The following is a 17,535-nucleotide window of genomic DNA, read 5'->3' as shown; positions in this document are numbered from 1 at the left end:
CATTCTCTATTCATGTATCCTGCTTGTTTCATATTTACACAAATATGAAAATAACCTTAAATTGCTGGTCAAAAAAGCCAGGTAGTATGAATAACACATTACCTGGCTTTTTACATTTTTAATTTAAATTCAACTAAACATTACCAATGAATAGTAGTAAAAACTATACCCGTCACTTATTTAATAATTAACATCTCATAAGGATGTTGTTCCATAAATCTATTCTCCCAAGGAATCTCTAATGATGTCCAATTTGAACCACCGTCTACTGACTGATACACTCCTTTATTGCTAAACAGATAAAACGTTCCATCACTTGTTGCCTTTAATACTGGTATGATTGCCCCTTTAGGAGTTGGTAAACCTGCATTCATTTCTGCCCAAGGCTGATCTTTTTCTTTCTTATAAATAAATGATTCACAATTTCCATTATTGTAATCATGCGCTACGTGTGGATTTGAAGATGTCGCGATGATAATATTTTCTGGATCATTTGGGTTAACTGCCATTTGATATGCGTAATGATGCTTTAGCCCACTACACATATAGTTCCAAGTCTTACCTCCATCATTACTCTCCGCATACTCTTGACCTGGTTCTTTCAAGAATGAATCACCTAACACCCCGTATAAACGATTTGGGGCATTGCGATGTGATTTAAGAATGTGAATATCTTGAGGATAGTTCCCCTCTTTTTCCTCAGTCCATGTCTTACCTCCATCTACACTTTTAATTAATCCGCCTACCTCAATAGTCGTATAAATAGTTTCTGGATTATTAGCATCAATTTCAATATGTTTTACATGGTGTGTATATGTTCTTTGAGGAAAGAACCATGATGAATATGATGGCATTTGTCGATAATCTGTTAGCAGCTCAAAACTGTCTCCTCCATTTTTGGATACGAACATTGCACTCGGTTCAGTTCCTACATATACAATCCCGTTACCGTCATCCCCCTTCGCTGGAGATACAGAAACTGCTGTAATAGCTCTCATATGAATAGTATTAGCTGGGAACACTTCACCAAATGAAGGTAACGCACCAATTGCTTCCCACGAACTTCCTCCATCTTTACTTCTCCATAATCCCCTATCAAAAGTACCACAATACATTCTTTCTGGATCGTATGGATCTGAAGCTAACGCAACTGGATTCGCACCTACAAACTGCGATTGGACGCTCCATGTTGAGTCTTTTTTTTCTGCAATTACAAGTTCTCTATCAAACGCTAATATGAATTTTTCCATAACTAAAATCTCCTCGTTTCATAATATATCTTGTATTATTTGAATCTTTACCATTACAAGTTAAGAGGTGACATTTATGTGCTATAGCATATAAAAGGTAAATTTTCTAAGCAATATGTGATTAAAAACTTACATTATATAATTTGTTAACTTCACATCCGTATGATGAACAAGATGTCCTGTTAACTCATATAAGTCCATATGCCACCTCTAAATAAATCGCATTATACATGCTATAGCATATATAATATAGAATCCATTATTTTATGTCAAACTTTAATACTGTTAATCAGTTCTTTAGCTCGTCTAAAGTAATTTAAAAGTCATAATATAAACAGAAACATTTTATTGAATAGACAATAAAAAAAGAGTGCAATTTTTGCACTCTTTTTACTCATTTCTATTAGAAATCAAAGTTATCAGGATCTGGACCAACGCGGTGATTTTGATTTAATGCATCGATTTTTTCCATATCTTCTTTCGTTAATTCAAAGTTAAATACATCTGCATTTGCAATAATGCGGTGCTCTTTCGTTGATTTTGGAATTGTGATCACTTCATTTTGAAGGTCCCAACGTAAAATCACTTGTGCTGTTGTTTTACCATGTTTCTCAGCAATTGCCTGTAAGGTTTCATTATCTAATAATTGACCTTGCATAAGTGGTGACCATGCTTCCATTTGAATACCTTGTTCTTTACAGAAAGCTTGTAATTCTTTTTGTGTTAAACGAGGATGGTATTCTACTTGATTGATCATCGGCTTAATTTCTGCATCTTTTATTACATCTTGCAGATGGTGAATTTGGAAATTACTTACGCCAATTGCACGTACACGCTTTTCTTTATAAAGTGTTTCTAACGCTCTCCATGTATCTTTATATTTCCCTTCTACAGGCCAGTGAACAAGATATAAATCTAAATAATCTAGCTTTAATTTTTTTAAGCTCTCTTCGTATGCAGCAATCGTTTCTTCATATCCTTGATCTGCGTTCCATACTTTTGAAGTAATAAATAATTCTTCTCTTGAAATACCAGTTGTTTCAATACCGGCACGAATCCCCTCACCTACAGCTGCTTCATTTCCATAAATTGCAGCTGTATCGATGCTGCGGTATCCTGCTTTAATTGCTGATTTAATCGCTTCTACAAGTTCTGGTCCTTCTTCTACTTTAAATACACCTAAACCAAACCAAGGCATTTCCACACCATTACTTAATACTGTTTTACTTTGTAAATTTTTCATTTTATTTTCTCTCCTTTTATTTTACTTGATCTCTTTTTTCTAATGTCATGCTCCATGCTGTTAAAATAACAGCACCTACTACCATAATGCCGCCTACCCAAGCTGTATGAATTAACCCTAACGAGTTCGTTACAATACCACCTAAATAAGCACCAAGGGCAATCCCAGCATTAAACGCCGCAATATTAATTGCCGATGCAACATCGACAGCACTCGGTACAAATCGTTCAGCTAACATTACGACATATACTTGTAACCCTGGAACATTCATAAATGCGAATAGCCCCATTAAAATAATAGTGATTAACCCAGCTACCTTAAATGGTGCCGTAAATGTTAAAACAAATAATATAATCGCTTGAATAAAGAACATGTAGAATAGCGCTCGAATTGGATTATGATTCGATAATTTTCCGCCAATCACATTCCCTATCGCAATGGCGATTCCATACACTAATAAAATGATAGTAACCGTATTAGCTTTAAATCCTGTTACTTCTTGTAATAACGGAGATAAATACGTAAATGTTACGAATGTTCCCCCATATCCTAATGCAGTAATGATGAAAACTAGTAACAGTCTTCCGTTCGTAATCAATTTAAACTGATCGCGGAATGATACAGACGTACCTTTTTTCATATTAGATGGAATGAGAATACTATTTGCGATTAAGGCAATAATTCCAATTACTACAATTGCTAAAAATGATGTTCTCCAGCCAAATTGTTGACCAATAAATGTTCCAATTGGTGCCCCTGTAATAGTCGCAACTGTTACGCCGGTAAACATAATTGCAATCGCGCTAGCACGTTTATTTTCTGGTACAAGTGCCGCAGCAATTGTTGAACCAATTGACATAAACACACCATGCGAAAGTGCAGAAACAATTCGCGCAATAAGTAATACAGTGAAGCTTGTTGCTACCGCTGCGATTCCGTTACCAATAATGAAAATAATCATAATCCACATTAATAACGTTTTTCGTGACATATTAGCTGTTAATGACGTTAATACTGGAGCCCCAAACGCTACGCCTAACGCATATAAAGAAACTGTTAAACCAGCCGTTGTAACCGACACATGTAAATCTTCCGAAATAGATGGTAATAAACCAACACTAACAAATTCAGTTGTCCCAATCCCGAACGCACTAATTGCTAACGCTAACAACGCAAATATACTTCTTCGATTCGTCTGAACTTCTGAAGACGATGCTGTATATGAATTCAATTAAGTTCCCCCTCTTCCCTATAATTCCTATCATAATAGTGCGATAAAAAGGCCCTTTTATCTTCTAAAAAACATATTTAATCTCTACAAACGCTATTATGAATGGTTGCATTCTCTTTTTAGTACCGTAAAGCTTGTCTCTTTCCTACATGTACTATTTTGAAATATATTTAACATAATGAATAGTACGCACTTTAAAGTGCTGTAGGTACTAAAAAGTAACATAGTTAATTACTAGTACCATAAAGCTTGTTCCCTCTCACATGTGCTATTATGAATGATATTTAACATAATAAAAAGTACGTACTTTAAAGTACTATAGGTACTAAAAAGTAACATTTATATAACCTAACTTATTTTGCTCAAAAATTGAAATCTACATTCCATGAAAAAGACTTTCAAATGAAGAAATACACTTTTCCCGTAGAGGCAACTTTAGAGGACATTACTTAAACATATAAAGGATCATGTTCATTACCACAGACAAATAATAAAAAGGCAAAAACGAACAGAAATGTGTTCATTTTTGCCTTTTTTATTTAACGATTAAAATGTACGACTTCTGGAAAGGAAATCTGCATTAGCTCCTGTTACACCACTTTGTCCCCAGTTCCCTGGAATCATTTCGCGAATAAGAATTAGTACTTTATCCAAAGGTGCATGAGTATATTTAGATGTTACTTGTGTAAGTTCGTTTACCCACTTATCCTTTGTCTCTTGATCAAATGTATTCCATATATCAATCTTAATAATAGCCATTCCATTAACGTTACGACCTGGTGTATCGTAAGACTCTTTTGTCTCCCAATTGGACACCCTACTTTTCTCAGCAAAGGTAGCATCACTTGCTACAGCCCCAGCTTTCCCCCAGTTTTCTTTCTCAAGTTCCTTTATCAACACTTGAATTTTGTCAGGGACAATTTTTAATAGTTTTATTGTAAGTTCCGTTACACTATAAATAAATTCCTTCTTTTCTTCTGTTGACATGGTTGGCCAAGTATTTAGCTCGATTAATGGCATAGTATTGCCCCCTAAAATTAATTATCTATTGACTAGTTACAACTATTGGTTCAAATGATTTTTAACTGCTCTTACTACCAATTCGTGATCTTCTTCTGGTGGTAATCCTGAAACTGTTATCATTCCAATAACCCCTACGTTTTTTATCCTGATAGGAAAGCATCCACCAAACGCAGCATATTCCGAAGTATCTAAAAGATATTTTTCATTATATGAAATTCCAGTTATTTCACTTTGTATCTGCATATAATACGAGCTACGATCATGCAGGGAAACGACTCGTTTTTTACGCTCAATCCATTTCGTATTTTCCGCATTTGTCCCTGTCATCTTGAAATGAAATAATTGCACACCATTTTTCGTTATATCAACAGCAATCAATTTCCCCTCTCGCTTTGCTGTTTCAACGATAAATAAACCTAGTTGCAAGGCATCTTCATTTGTAAAAGAGGAAAATTGAAGCGTTTCCTCCTCTTTTAAAATTTGTTTACTTATTTCATTCAAATTTGAAGTACTCATATCTTTAACCTCCATAATTGTTTTATGCCACACCGACATTTTTTCGAAATTATTAGGCCATATAGTACAACCTTTCAATCAATCTGATTCCAAATAAACTGCTGTAACATCGTTGGTAACTAGTAGTACCGTAAAGCTTGTTTTCTTCTTACTGGTGCTATTATGAATGATATTCAAAGTTATAAAAAGTACTATTCTACTTATCCCTATCTTACAGAGACTATTATGAAATATATTTAACATCTTAAAAATGTATGTACTAAAGAATAATATTTTTAATCACTAACTTTTTTGATCAATCGTTATAATCCAATTTCATCAAAATTTTTATCAATTATTACACTATCCAACAATAGGAGGAAACAAAGATGGATGAAAATATATCCAAAAGCTGAAAAGCAGTTGAGTCCCTTGAGGGAATAGTTATAATTCACTACTTATAGAAATAGACATACAAAAACGCCATCCTTTCCTATAATTTTAAAGAAAGAATAGCGTATTCTTTTCAAAAATGAGTTCTTTTATTGAGAAACTTTGATTCTATATCATACATAAAAGGGCAACCAGTGCTAAAACAGCTGGAAGTCCTTGTTTCACAATAATTGATTTATTAGATGTGAAACCTCCGAAAATAGCTGCTACCACCACACAAATCACGAAAAATAATTGGACCATATAACCAATTGGATTGAGTCCAAGTACAAGTCCCCAAATGAGACCAGCCGCTAAAAATCCATTATATAAACCTTGGTTTGCAAACATAATGGCTACGTTTCGATCTCCTTCTAAATGCTTCGGTAATTTGAAAGCACGTTTCGCTACTTTTGAATCAATAAAAACCATTTCAAGGATCATGATAAACAAATGTTCTAATGCTACGATCCCGACTAAAATAGCTGCGATTATTTCCACACTATTCTGCCCCCCTACACTCTCTATTCTTTAATATTCTCTACATTTTTTTGCATCTGTAATAGAACATGAATAAGTATTTTGCGTTCTTCTCCACTGATATTTACGAACATTTCCTTCATAAAATGTTCCTTTTCTTTCTTGTCAAAATATTAATTGATATATCAATTATTGATACATCAATCAATATACATCTCTCTTTTTATTTTTGCAAGTTTTTTTGCTCAATTGGTTTTATTTTGTTCTAGCAACTTTAAACCAATTCAAAACATCAGTTCGCATTTCTAGAAATCATAATTACTTTAAGTTCATTCTGACAATCATATTTAACTAAATATATAAAAGAATTGAGCTATATCTCCATCAATTTATAAAAATTAATTTTTTCTAAAAACAGATACTTTACGTTTTTTATAGTAATAAAAATCATTTTTTTGTTTCAGAGGCAATCCATTTTATTAGCCTGATGGGCATAAGATAGCACCCATATGGAGAACCAATTATCTTTCAAGAAAACGGCTTGAAATCTGGATTTGGTACAGGAGTTGCCTACTTCCGTAATCCAGATGGTACTAATTTAGAGCTAATTGCTCCAAAAGGGCCATTTAGACGTGACTAATTAAAATATATTAATACTGAAAAACCACCTTTATGAGAGGTGGTTTTTGTTGCTAATGGTCAAGATTAATATTGAGGTCTGATTGACACCTATTCCGTTTCCATATCTTTCATCATACCATCGAAAGAATAGTCTTATAGCTATTTCAAATATTTCGGCTGTACTATATTGCTAGCAAGCTAAAATTTCATAGTACTCCCCAAAAAAATCTGCTGAATCATAACCAAAAGTTCATTTTATCATTTCAAGGTAATTCGAAATTCTTAAGTTGTTGGGCACGGGGTACAGCTGAAAAACAGTGTATATTCATTAACTTCAAACTAATTTTGATGTAACAAAATTGTATTTATACCTTTTTAACAAATTCAGATTTTAATTTCATAGCTCCAAAACCATCAATTTTACAATCAATATCATGATCTCCATCAACTAATCGGATACTCTTTACTTTTGTACCAATTTTTACAACTGATGAAGTTCCTTTTACTTTAAGATCTTTAATTACTGTTACAGAATCACCATCGTTTAAAATATTTCCATTTGCATCTTTAATTACCTTTGTATCTTCACTATTTTCAGCTTCTAATTCTAAAGTCCACTCATGAGCACATTCTGGACAAACAAAAAGATTCCCATCTTCGTAAGTGTATTCTGAATTACATTTTGGACAATTTGGTAAATTAGACATATTTTTATTTCCTCCACTCGTTTTCGTGTATTCTATTAAATAAATATTATTTTTAATTTCCCTTTTCCGTTTAAATATACGGAAAATATTCTCTTCTTACTGTTTGATACTTATTTGTTGAATGTATAAAAAAAACTACTTGTTCACACCTTGTAAAAAATCTTCTCCACATTCTCCAAAGCAAACTTTCTTCTTCTCTATTTTTTAATAAAATGATGAAAAAGTAGATTAAATCAAACAAACTTTGTACGTGAAGTGAAATTTTTAAAAATCTAATGCATTTACTTTATTCTTTATTGTATTGATTTCCTGCGATTGCTGAGAAAGCCCTGTACACTCATGAAAAGCAAAATGCTTACACCCTATACATTTTTTTGTATTCAGATGTCCTAAAGCACAATTAATTGCTTCCCCGGTATGATCAAAAAAGTTTTCTTTCCCAATCTCAGCGTACAATCCATTCTTATCTAGATTGGCTTTTAGCTCTGATTGAATTCCAGAAATAAGAAGTACGCCACCTTGTTTTTTGAAGTGCTGAACAATATTCCTAAAATAAGACTCTCCTGTGGTATCAATAAAAGGAACTTTTCCCATACGTAAAATTAAAACTTTAGGTTTATAATGAATAGTCGCTAAAATATTTTGTTCAAATGTTTGAGCAGCCCCAAAGAATAATGGGCCTTCTATTGTATAAATACTAATTTGTGGACAATCATGAGCTTTATTTACCACATGCGATAACAATTTTTCATTCTTTTTTGTATGATCAGGAAGCACTTTAGATATAACAAGCATATTACTCATACGTTTTGTAAACAAAATAACAGCTAAAATAAGACCGATCTCCACAGCTGTTGTTAAACTAGTAAATACAGTAAGTAAAAATGTTACTAGTAATACAAGGGAATCTCCTGTCTTCATTTTGAGTATGTGATAAAAATGTTTTTGTTCGCTCATATTCCAAGCTACCACCATTAAAATGGGAGCCATACTAGCAAGAGGAATATGTGAAGCATATGGAGCTAACAGTAAAAGTGTCAATAACACAAATCCCCCATGAATAATACCCGACATCGGAGATACAGCCCCACTCTTAATATTAGTCGCTGTACGAGCAATTGCTCCAGTCGCTGGAATCCCGCCAAATAACGGGGTAACAATATTTGCAATCCCCTGACCGACAAGCTCTTTGTTACTGTTGTGTTTACTATTTGTCATACCATCTGCCACGACAGCGGATAAAAGCGACTCAATTCCACCGAGCATCGCAATAACAAATGCAGGACCAATTAACTGTTTTATACGTTCTAATGTGATTTCTGGTATATCAAACTGAGGAAGTGTATTTGGAATCGTGCCATATGCTGTACCAATAGTAGGTACATGACCTGAGAAAAATACAGTTGCAATTACAGTTGAAATAACAACACCTACTAATGAACCAGGCACTTTTGGTAAAATCTTTGGTGTTATGAGTATAACAAAAAAGCAAATCAAAGCAGTTATAACACTATAAAAATTGGTAGTACTGATATGAGTGAAGAGTTCCTTCAAATTTGCTAGAAATTCCTCATGCTTTTTTATACCTGTTAAACCTAAAAAACTAGCAATTTGTCCCGTAAAGATAATAACAGCAATACCTGAAGTAAAACCAATTGTTACAGGACGTGGAATAAACTTAATTAAAGAGCCTAGTTTGAAGATTCCCATAAGACATAAAATAATTCCAGCTAACAAACCCGAGAGTAGTAAATTTTCGTATCCATAGGTAATTACAACTCCTAAAAGAATCGGAACAAAAGCACCTGTAGGTCCTCCAATTTGATACTTCGAACCACCAAACAGTGAAATGAGTATTCCAGCAATACAGGTTGTATAAATCCCATACTCTGGCTTAACACCAGAGGCTATAGCAAAAGACATAGCAAGTGGAATCGCAACAACTCCAACAATCATTCCTGAAAGAAGATCCTTTTGAAAATGTGCTAATGAATATCCTTCAAACCTTCCTGTAAATAACTTTCTCATTACAAACCCTTCTTTTCTATTTTTAATAGATCTGGATTACAAATGTATTTCTCGGTCCTTATACAGAAAATTGTCCTTTTCACAAAAATAAAAAACATCCTAATATTTACTATATGTTTTACTTAAATGACACTCCAATTCACCTATATCTCCACCTTGTTGTACATAGGATTTCAATCTTTCTGCTAGACGTTCTCCGGCTCGACTATCTAGCTTCTTTGTATCAATAAACGATCTAATCCTTACCTTATCTGGAGTAATATCTCTACGAAACATTTGTCCTGGAATTTCATTCCAAAAACGATTCCATTCATCCAGTAATCCTATTTGATCAAATAAAAAACCTTGAATTCCACATAACCAAGCTGTACAAGCAGTATTTCTTTTTTGACATCCAACTCCATCTTGTAAATGTTGGCATGAAAAACAACAAGAATTTCCACTTTTTATACAAACTTCACAAACGTAATGAGCTCCTAATGAGCGAAATGTTTCAATCCCATGTTGGATGATATCTTCTTTCTTAACCTCAATACTCAACCTATCCCTCCTTGGACATCATTTCACTTTCTGCTTCATCTAGCTCTTCTAACATTGAAATCGTATCGATTAAATGGTTGTTAAAAATCTTCCGTGCAACCACCAATAAATCCACAATAATAGGGTCTCGTAAAGAATATAAAACTCTTTTTCCATCTTTCCTACCAACAACAATATTTTTTGAACGTAGTACACTTAATTGCTGAGAAACAGCTGAACCTTCCTTATTTAGAATATCTTGAATTTCGTTTACGCTTTTTTCACCTTCTGACAATAATTCTAAGATACCTATTCGCAAAGGGTGTGCTAAGGCTTTAAAGAAATCTGCTTTAAATTGTTGCATTTCGTTTCCCATTGAAATCCCTCCGTTACTTTTCCTCAATTTCAAAAAGTATCATATACATCTTCAAATGTTTGAATATGTATATGATACTTTTAAAACCTCGAATTTTCAATACAAATTTTACAATATTAAATAAGCATCAAATAGAGAAATATACTATTCAAATTTAGGTTCACAATTTATTATCCAAAATAAAAGCGCCTAACATATTAGGGATATATAATACGTTAGGCGCTTGATATTTAAAATTTTTCGATTTAGGTCTTGATAATATTGGATGAGTATATGACCAAAACGCTAGATGACTAATATGAATAAACTTATTTGTAAAATTAATTGCTTAGAATATTTTAAGAGCAAGTTTTGAAAAAAACTATTCAAAACTTGCTCCTTATTTTCTCAGATCCAACTATTTTGATACTAAAACCAACAGTAGTGAATTAGAATAATGACTTAATACTTGCTAAAACTGTGAGTACACCTACAATAATAACAAATACGTTACTCATTTTCCCTTTGTATTTAGCTAGTACTGGTACTTTTTGAATCGCATACATCGGTAATAGACATAAGATAGCAGCAACTAAAGGACCGCTTAGAGAATCAATAAGTCCAAGAATACTTGGATTTGTATAAGCAACAAACCAGCATGATAATACAACAAAAGTAAGGATTATTGTCTTAATTGTTTTTTCTTCAATATCTTTTCCACGTGATTTACCGAACTTAATAATCATGTCACGCATTACTTCAAATGCTCCTATATAATGGCCAAGGAAAGACTTTGTAATAGCCACAAAAGCAATAATTGGAGCTGCAATAGTGATTACAGGCGAATTAAGCTCATTAGCAAGATATGAAAGGATTGATAAGTTTTGTTCTTTTGCCATTTTTATATCATCTGGAGTCAAGCTCAATGCGCTACTCCAAACGAAGAACATAACAACAGCGAATGTCATGATATAACAAACCTTTTGTATTTGCGCACATTTAGCATCAGTGGCTTCGATTCCATACGTAGCTCTCTGTTTCACAACAAATGATGAAATCATAGGTGAATGATTAAATGAGAATACGATAATTGGTAGAATCATCAATATCGTCCCAAAATAGCCTGTTCCTGTTGAAGCAGTTGAAACAGCTGAAAAACTAAGCATTGACGTATTCCACTGTGGAATTAAAGATATTGCGATAAAAAGTAGAGAAACTATGAAAGGATACACTAACATACTCATTACCTTTACAGTAATATCTTGACCAAAATTTAGTATAGCGATAAGACCAAGAACTAATACAAGTGATAAAATAGCCCTTGGAGGTTCTGCCATGTGCAATTGATGCACGATAAAACTACTTGCAGTATTTGTAAGCGCAACCGAATACATTAGTACGATTGTATAAATTGAACCGAAATATACGATGTTAAAAATGATACTCGCTTTATTTCCGAAATACTCTCTAATTGTACCTGTGATCCCCTCATCAGCAGAATTAGAAGCGTATATCATTTTAGCAAGTGCCCTATGTGAGTAGTACATAACTGGATATGCAAGCAATGTAATTAGTAGTAAAGATAATAAACCACCTGAACCTGCATTAATCGGTAAAAAGAGCACCCCTGCTCCAATTGCAGTTCCAAATAGACTGAGTGCCCATGTAGTATCCTGCTTATGCCACTTTTTCGGATCTGCATATTGCTCATTTTTTAGTGCGGTATTTTCAGCTTGAACTTCTATTTTCTTTGCAGTATTCCCGTTCATATAATAACTCCCCCTTGTATCTATTCCTACATCCCTCTTTGCATCTAACAAATATTCCCTTTTCGGAAAATGAATTCCTTACAAGTTGCCCCACATTGTATGTCCTTCATCATAATGAATCCAAATTGAAACATTCGCTAGTTAGCGTCCTAATATAATTGTTAGCGTTCACAAAAAAGTTTACTCAAAGTATCCGCTCTTTATATAAAGACCCCTTAAGAGAACAATATAGAATAGACTTCATAAATACGTTGCAACATTTCTAATAACAGTGTATTACTTTAATGGTTTCTCTTTTTTACTTTTAACAGTAATTTTAGCTAAACCGGCCTCTCTTCATTTGCGAGGCATTTCTTTCTCAATTCTATACATTACTTTCATAACTTCGGTAGCACTGATGATATTGCTTACACAAGCCACTGAAGCACATTACATACATTTCGCCTCTAATCACACACCTTTCTTACTAAGAATCGCATTTTTTATATTTTCTCCAGAGATAATAAAATTTCTCTCGACGCCCTCATTATAACGTGTATATTTATAAAATTAATATTTTTATATTTTCAGAAATATTAAAGCGGAATAATTTTATATGGATAATATTTTACAGTTAGCATGTAGCCATTGTTTTTATCGCGTAAAGCTGAATTAGTTAGTAAAAATATACAATTATATATTGTCCTTCTAGGTGACTCATTCTAAAAATACTTATATCCCCTTTTATCAAAAAAAATTATTTTAAACACAAAAGATATTCTAATAAATAATTAATGTAGACAAAAAGAAGAGATTCACAAAATACAAAAACCAATTTTTAGGATATATATTATCAACATTGAATTCATATACATTTTTTAAAAAATACACTGAGCAAAAAACAAAAAAACTGCCCCATATGGACAGCTCATTTACATAATTATCGTTATCAAGGATTCACAAACAAATCACTTCAATGTCATCTTAATTCTAGTTTGTTCGACTCTTCTTCAGAGATATCTCTATGTTTGTAATGAATCGTTTTTAGATCATTTCCTTTTATGCGAAAAGTAATTGTGTCCTCTCCATAAGGCGGATTGTGTGCACCCTCAAAAGTTTGAATTTGAACAGTTACATAAAAAGTATAATTTGTTGTATCTTTTCTTATTTCAAGTATTTTTTCAGAACCTCGATACCAAAGTTTTGGTTCCTTATAATAGTTTTCAACCTCTTTGCTTATCGGCTCCAATAAGAGCTCAATTACTACTTCTTTTAAAAGTTTTTTGGGTACAGGTATTCTGTTGATTTTCTTTCTTTTTACATCTATAATCCTCCAAAAATCCCCGCTCTTTTCAACGGTATAAAGAACATTCGTACCGTCCGCTTTCAAAAGATGAAAATAACCTTTATTTCCCTTAATATATAATCGTGGTTCATTAATCCACTCACCTTCTGTTTGCACTATCCCTAAAAACAACTGAGTAAGTGGCGTTATCTTATAATCTAATTGGTTAAAGTCTCCAAACGAATAAAGTTCATAACCGGTTAAATCTATGCCAAAATTTCTGTTTATATCATTTTCCTTTTCTACAATTGCTTGAGCAGAAATGCATGGTAATAAAAAACTAAACAGACATATGATGCTAACCATTGTTAATCTTATTTTCATAACATCAATCCTCTCTTTTATTAAGATGCAACAAAAGAGAGGATATTATTGATTAGGGCATAGGCTAAAAAATTAAACTCCCCCATTAACTAGCTCGTTTATCGAGTTTAATTTTGAAGAAAGCTCGATAAACCATTCTTCATCCCCTGTTAATAATGCAAGATCTATAAGATAAAGGATTTGTTCCTTATTTATTACCTTTGATTCAGGGAGTTTGTTAACGTGTTTACTAAAGAGTAAAATCGCTTCGTTTATTGTGTACTGGCCGTCACGTTTCACAATACTAACTGTAACTATATCCTCTACATCATCAAGTGATACAATATAACCAACTATTAATTCACCTTCATTTGATATTCCACGAACCCAATCTCCTACTTTTAAAACATGATTATTATTTGACATCATACCGTTTCACCTTCCTATAAATATTTTTTGTGACGATAAAAAAGATATAAAAACAAATTATACTGTAATATTTTTCATTACATTTAAGTATTAAGAACTCACGGCTATATAATAATTAAGCCGCTTAACGCTCTTGATTGATAAGGTCAACAACTTCTTTCATTGTATAATTCTTTAAGTATTCACCTAGATGCTCTTCAGCACCTAAGAAAATAGCGAAAAGAACTTTTCGCATGTTCGAACCTACAACACACTGATTGTTTGATTCTGGACACTTCGGCTGCAAAGCACCTTCAGAGGTTATCTGATAAATATGCCAAAGATTAATTTCATCTAAATCGCGAGCGAAAATAAAACCGCCACCAGTCCCCTCTTTCGATTGTATAAACTTATGTTTTTTTAACAAACTTAGTACTTTGCGAATGCGTACTGGATGAACACCTGCACTTTCTGAAATAGCATTACTTGTTGACATCCGGTCTGGCTGTAAAGCTAAATAAGTTAAACTGTGAATGGCCAAGGTAAAGTCGCTGTTCATGATTTTCCTCCTACGATTAAAAATATTGTTTCTCATATATTAACATACTGTAGCCATAAATATTACAGATTGGTTAGAACGTTAAAACATATAGAATACTTCTTACCATAAAAAAATTAATTCCTTTATATTCTATCCGGTCTCACCTATATCCGATAACTTCATTTAGCTTTTTAAGTTGAAAATAAAATTAAACACTCCACTGTTTCTTCACTTGTTCTTCTGCCAGTTGTTTAATTTTTGTCCAAATCGTATCTTTACTCACAATAACATTTGTTTGATAATTTCTATCATTATAATTAACTGTAACACATACTTCAATCATCTTCTGCTTCCTCCTTTCAAGAAAATTTCTTATTTATATTTAATACCTGAAAAATTTTGAATTTAGTTATAATCTCTAGCATATAACTTCATTTGTTTAAATAATTAAGTTTAAAAACCCCACTGTTTCTTCACTTGTTCTTCTGCCAACTGTTCAATTTTTGTCCAAATCGTATCTTTGTTCACAATGACATTTGTTTGATAGTTTCTGTCTTTATAATTAACTGTAACGCATACTTCTATCACCTTCAGTTTCCTCCTTTCAAAAAATTTCTCTTTCATACTATTACTTATTAATTAGCCAACTTTTGCAGTTCAATGTTTAAAAATGTTCGGACTCTACGTGGTAAAAATTTGCGAATTTCTTCTTCGTTAAAACCAATTTGCAATCTTTTTTCATCCAACATAATCGGGCGACGCAACATTAGTGGATGCTCAATTATTAATGTATAAAATTCATTTAGCGAGAGCTCATCAATATTTATATTTAAGTCCTGAAAAGTTTTGGATCTAGTTGAAATAATTTCAGTAGCCCCCTCTTCAGTTAAACGAAGAATCGATTTAAGCTCATCAACTGTCATAGAATTTGATACGATGTTTTTTTCAATATAATCAATTTGATGCTCTTCAAGCCATGCTTTCGCTTTTCGGCATGAAGCACAGCTTGCTGTTGTATATAGAATTACCATATTTAACTCACTCCTTTAATGTTATTAAACGTACATTTTAAATATCGCTTATTGAAATGTATTAAAAAAAATTACAGTTTAGAATCAAATTCACATAATGTTAATTATTCAGCAATGTTTCATTTATCTCTATTATTCATGCTACATTTTACAGACGTTAACAACTCACTTTTAAAAATCTTACTGTAATTTTAAACTTTACAGTTCAATTAATCAACTGTTAAGTCTTGGATTAATTTTAATAACACAACAAATTATTCTCATGTAAAATTCCCCATAGCATGATGGCTCCTTCAAAGCACATTTCACGCATTTCTTGCTTACAAGTGCTATTATGGATTATATTCATCCTAATAAAAAGTACGTACTTTAAAGTGTTATAGGTACTAAAAAGTAACATATGCATTTTCAAGTGCCATTCTGCTTATTTCTCTCTTACATCGGTTATTATGACCGATATTTAGCACAATAAATAGTACGCACTTTAAAGTGTTATAGGTACTAAAAAGAAATAATTTTAGTATTGCAACGGATGTAGGCTCACAACTGTAATCTAAATTCATCAAAGGAGTTTTTTTATGAAGACATACAATATTCCTGTAGAAGCGACTTTAGAAGTTATTGGCGGAAAGTGGAAAGTTGTTATCCTTTGTCATTTAAAAAAAGGAACAAAAAGAACGAGTGAATTAAAACGTTTAATGCCTGGTATTACGCAAAAAATGTTAACCCAACAATTACGGGAACTAGAAGAAGATGGTGTAATCCAAAGGAAAGTATATGACCAAGTACCACCAAAAGTAGAGTACTCTTTAACGGATTACGGTTCGTCTTTAGGAGCTATACTCGATTCCCTCTGTTCCTGGGGAGAAGTTCATCTTGAAAAAACCGGGAACACATCCATGCTGATTACAGCAGATGAATAATAACTGTAGAAGACATAAAATAGGTTGAGACAATACTTGCCTCAACCAGTTTTTATGTCTCTTTATAATTTTTTGCCGTAATGACTGTTTCAAACTCAAAGGTTTCCGGTAGATGATCTGCATAAGAATATTCAAAAGTTCGTCCATCCGTTAAGTAAGCTACTTGTTCAACTCGCATGAGGAAATCCTGATTTGTTAAGTTCATAAACTGCTTTTCCCTATCATCTGGGCGAATTCCTTTAACCCTGACAACAGATGTCCCTACTTCAAGACCAAGTTTATTTTGAATATGTGAGTATATCGACTCCTCTAAAACAGAAGCCTTAACACCTGGGATAACCGAAATTGGCATCCATGTATGCTCCATAATCGTCGGAATGCTGTGAATGATGCGGAGGCGAATGATTTTATAGACGAAATCACCGATTGAAACTCCCAATTTCTCAGCAACTACTTCATCAGCACCAACAATCGCAAACTCGATAATTTTACTTTCTACCTCACTGCCGTAAACAGCTTTCGTACCTGTTAAAGTTTGAATCATTCGTGCCTTTTCCTGCTGACGCCAATCTTGCACCACTGTTCCACTTCCGCGCCGGCGGATGATGTAGCCGTCTCTTACTAACAGATCCAGCGCTTTTTTAATAGTAAGTGCTGAAACATCAAATTCTTCAGCAAGGACGGGGCTACTCGGAATTTTTTCATTGATTTTATATTCACCGTCTAAAATTTGCTGTTTAATCTTTTGATAAATGCCGAGGTATTTTACTTGTGTTGATCCGCTTGCCATTTCCATACCTCCTCGTATATTAATATTTAAGCCCTATTACTGGCTTAGATTTTCTTCTTAAT

19 protein-coding genes and 1 pseudogene are annotated in these 17,535 nt (G+C 33.0%); 2 read left to right on the top strand and 18 right to left on the bottom strand.

Annotated features, from left to right (window positions below; genetic code table 11):
- Nucleotides 1-176: 176 nt before the first annotated feature.
- The 6 genes from CQ064_RS18900 to CQ064_RS18875 all read right to left on the bottom strand — a co-directional run bounded on the left by CQ064_RS18900 (nt 177) and on the right by CQ064_RS18875 (nt 6,175).
- On the bottom strand, nt 177-1,250 hold the full coding sequence (locus CQ064_RS18900; protein WP_000410436.1) for a WD40/YVTN/BNR-like repeat-containing protein: 1,074 nt from the start codon (nt 1,248-1,250) through the stop codon (nt 177-179).
- A gap of 403 nt (nt 1,251-1,653) precedes the next feature.
- Nucleotides 1,654-2,493: an aldo/keto reductase gene (locus CQ064_RS18895; RefSeq protein ID WP_000793565.1), complete on the bottom strand. Its 840-nt coding sequence runs from the start codon at nt 2,491-2,493 to the stop codon at nt 1,654-1,656.
- A 16-nt stretch (nt 2,494-2,509) separates the two neighbouring features.
- Nucleotides 2,510-3,724, bottom strand: coding sequence for an MFS transporter (locus tag CQ064_RS18890; RefSeq protein ID WP_001089900.1), 1,215 nt, complete (start codon nt 3,722-3,724; stop codon nt 2,510-2,512).
- A 546-nt stretch (nt 3,725-4,270) separates the two neighbouring features.
- Nucleotides 4,271-4,744: a tautomerase family protein gene (locus CQ064_RS18885; protein ID WP_001128305.1), complete on the bottom strand. Its 474-nt coding sequence runs from the start codon at nt 4,742-4,744 to the stop codon at nt 4,271-4,273.
- Between the two features lie 42 nt (nt 4,745-4,786).
- Complete coding sequence (locus CQ064_RS18880; RefSeq protein ID WP_105559683.1) at nt 4,787-5,302, bottom strand: heme-degrading domain-containing protein; 516 nt, start codon at nt 5,300-5,302, stop codon at nt 4,787-4,789.
- A 501-nt stretch (nt 5,303-5,803) separates the two neighbouring features.
- Nucleotides 5,804-6,175, bottom strand: coding sequence for a DUF1304 domain-containing protein (locus CQ064_RS18875; RefSeq protein ID WP_000402492.1), 372 nt, complete (start codon nt 6,173-6,175; stop codon nt 5,804-5,806).
- Between the two features lie 484 nt (nt 6,176-6,659).
- Here CQ064_RS18875 and CQ064_RS18865 point away from each other — a divergent pair.
- Nucleotides 6,660-6,794 (top strand): annotated as a pseudogene (locus tag CQ064_RS18865) (VOC family protein); the annotation flags it as partial.
- A gap of 346 nt (nt 6,795-7,140) precedes the next feature.
- On the opposite strand, the gene CQ064_RS18860 reads toward CQ064_RS18865, so the two are convergent.
- The 11 genes from CQ064_RS18860 to spxA form a co-directional block, all read right to left on the bottom strand.
- Nucleotides 7,141-7,482: a zinc ribbon domain-containing protein YjdM gene (locus tag CQ064_RS18860; protein WP_000067658.1), complete on the bottom strand. Its 342-nt coding sequence runs from the start codon at nt 7,480-7,482 to the stop codon at nt 7,141-7,143.
- A gap of 264 nt (nt 7,483-7,746) precedes the next feature.
- A complete protein-coding gene (locus tag CQ064_RS18855; RefSeq protein ID WP_001228490.1) occupies nt 7,747-9,510 on the bottom strand; it encodes a SulP family inorganic anion transporter in 1,764 nt (587 codons plus the stop codon).
- A 99-nt stretch (nt 9,511-9,609) separates the two neighbouring features.
- Nucleotides 9,610-10,050 carry a hypothetical protein gene (locus tag CQ064_RS18850; RefSeq protein ID WP_000021459.1) on the bottom strand — a complete coding sequence of 147 codons (441 nt, stop codon included), beginning with the start codon at nt 10,048-10,050 and terminating at the stop codon, nt 9,610-9,612.
- 1 nt (nt 10,051) lies between these two features.
- Complete coding sequence (locus CQ064_RS18845) at nt 10,052-10,405, bottom strand: ArsR/SmtB family transcription factor (protein WP_000526188.1); 354 nt, start codon at nt 10,403-10,405, stop codon at nt 10,052-10,054.
- Between the two features lie 428 nt (nt 10,406-10,833).
- Nucleotides 10,834-12,153 carry an aromatic amino acid transport family protein gene (locus CQ064_RS18840; protein ID WP_001014163.1) on the bottom strand — a complete coding sequence of 440 codons (1,320 nt, stop codon included), beginning with the start codon at nt 12,151-12,153 and terminating at the stop codon, nt 10,834-10,836.
- A gap of 958 nt (nt 12,154-13,111) precedes the next feature.
- Nucleotides 13,112-13,801: a DUF3888 domain-containing protein gene (locus tag CQ064_RS18835; protein WP_000702350.1), complete on the bottom strand. Its 690-nt coding sequence runs from the start codon at nt 13,799-13,801 to the stop codon at nt 13,112-13,114.
- A gap of 72 nt (nt 13,802-13,873) precedes the next feature.
- Complete coding sequence (locus CQ064_RS18830) at nt 13,874-14,209, bottom strand: IDEAL domain-containing protein (RefSeq protein WP_000987464.1); 336 nt, start codon at nt 14,207-14,209, stop codon at nt 13,874-13,876.
- Nucleotides 14,210-14,333: 124 nt separating this feature from the next.
- On the bottom strand, nt 14,334-14,747 hold the full coding sequence (saiR, locus tag CQ064_RS18825; RefSeq protein WP_001083465.1) for an Rrf2-family transcriptional regulator SaiR: 414 nt from the start codon (nt 14,745-14,747) through the stop codon (nt 14,334-14,336).
- Between the two features lie 190 nt (nt 14,748-14,937).
- Nucleotides 14,938-15,072, bottom strand: coding sequence for a BA3454 family stress response protein (locus CQ064_RS18820; protein WP_000573532.1), 135 nt, complete (start codon nt 15,070-15,072; stop codon nt 14,938-14,940).
- 110 nt (nt 15,073-15,182) lie between these two features.
- Nucleotides 15,183-15,317: a BA3454 family stress response protein gene (locus tag CQ064_RS18815; protein WP_000573515.1), complete on the bottom strand. Its 135-nt coding sequence runs from the start codon at nt 15,315-15,317 to the stop codon at nt 15,183-15,185.
- A 47-nt stretch (nt 15,318-15,364) separates the two neighbouring features.
- The gene (spxA, locus tag CQ064_RS18810) at nt 15,365-15,760 is read right to left on the bottom strand and encodes a transcriptional regulator SpxA (protein WP_000236188.1); all 396 of its coding nucleotides are present in this window, start codon (nt 15,758-15,760) and stop codon (nt 15,365-15,367) included.
- 578 nt (nt 15,761-16,338) lie between these two features.
- Between spxA and CQ064_RS18800 the strand changes: the two genes are divergently transcribed.
- Nucleotides 16,339-16,683 (top strand): winged helix-turn-helix transcriptional regulator, encoded by a 345-nt coding sequence (locus tag CQ064_RS18800; protein ID WP_000860831.1) that lies wholly within the window; start codon nt 16,339-16,341, stop codon nt 16,681-16,683.
- A gap of 52 nt (nt 16,684-16,735) precedes the next feature.
- On the opposite strand, the gene CQ064_RS18795 is transcribed toward CQ064_RS18800, so the two are convergent.
- Nucleotides 16,736-17,473 carry a GntR family transcriptional regulator gene (locus CQ064_RS18795; RefSeq protein WP_000146276.1) on the bottom strand — a complete coding sequence of 246 codons (738 nt, stop codon included), beginning with the start codon at nt 17,471-17,473 and terminating at the stop codon, nt 16,736-16,738.
- Between the last annotated feature and the right edge of the window lie 62 nt (nt 17,474-17,535).

Origin of the sequence: Bacillus sp. MYb78 (genome assembly GCF_002975115.1) — a bacterium.
Lineage (GTDB): Bacteria > Bacillota > Bacilli > Bacillales > Bacillaceae_G > Bacillus_A > Bacillus_A cereus.
This window is presented reverse-complemented; position numbering and strand designations above follow the sequence as displayed.

What these genes read in the sequence shown, in the direction of transcription:
- CQ064_RS18860 (WP_000067658.1), bottom strand. Translation starts at nt 7,482, where the DNA reads ATGTCTAATTTACCAAATTGTCCAAAATGTAATTCAGAATACACTTAC.
- CQ064_RS18820 (WP_000573532.1), bottom strand. Translation starts at nt 15,072, where the DNA reads ATGATTGAAGTATGTGTTACAGTTAATTATAATGATAGAAATTATCAA.
- spxA (WP_000236188.1), bottom strand. Translation starts at nt 15,760, where the DNA reads ATGGTAATTCTATATACAACAGCAAGCTGTGCTTCATGCCGAAAAGCG.
- CQ064_RS18900 (WP_000410436.1), bottom strand. Translation starts at nt 1,250, where the DNA reads ATGGAAAAATTCATATTAGCGTTTGATAGAGAACTTGTAATTGCAGAA.
- CQ064_RS18840 (WP_001014163.1), bottom strand. Translation starts at nt 12,153, where the DNA reads ATGAACGGGAATACTGCAAAGAAAATAGAAGTTCAAGCTGAAAATACC.
- CQ064_RS18885 (WP_001128305.1), bottom strand. Translation starts at nt 4,744, where the DNA reads ATGCCATTAATCGAGCTAAATACTTGGCCAACCATGTCAACAGAAGAA.
- CQ064_RS18895 (WP_000793565.1), bottom strand. Translation starts at nt 2,493, where the DNA reads ATGAAAAATTTACAAAGTAAAACAGTATTAAGTAATGGTGTGGAAATG.
- saiR (WP_001083465.1), bottom strand. Translation starts at nt 14,747, where the DNA reads ATGAACAGCGACTTTACCTTGGCCATTCACAGTTTAACTTATTTAGCT.
- CQ064_RS18855 (WP_001228490.1), bottom strand. Translation starts at nt 9,510, where the DNA reads ATGAGAAAGTTATTTACAGGAAGGTTTGAAGGATATTCATTAGCACAT.
- CQ064_RS18845 (WP_000526188.1), bottom strand. Translation starts at nt 10,405, where the DNA reads ATGGGAAACGAAATGCAACAATTTAAAGCAGATTTCTTTAAAGCCTTA.
- CQ064_RS18795 (WP_000146276.1), bottom strand. Translation starts at nt 17,473, where the DNA reads ATGGCAAGCGGATCAACACAAGTAAAATACCTCGGCATTTATCAAAAG.
- CQ064_RS18880 (WP_105559683.1), bottom strand. Translation starts at nt 5,302, where the DNA reads ATGTCGGTGTGGCATAAAACAATTATGGAGGTTAAAGATATGAGTACT.
- CQ064_RS18830 (WP_000987464.1), bottom strand. Translation starts at nt 14,209, where the DNA reads ATGATGTCAAATAATAATCATGTTTTAAAAGTAGGAGATTGGGTTCGT.
- CQ064_RS18835 (WP_000702350.1), bottom strand. Translation starts at nt 13,801, where the DNA reads ATGAAAATAAGATTAACAATGGTTAGCATCATATGTCTGTTTAGTTTT.
- CQ064_RS18800 (WP_000860831.1), top strand. Translation starts at nt 16,339, where the DNA reads ATGAAGACATACAATATTCCTGTAGAAGCGACTTTAGAAGTTATTGGC.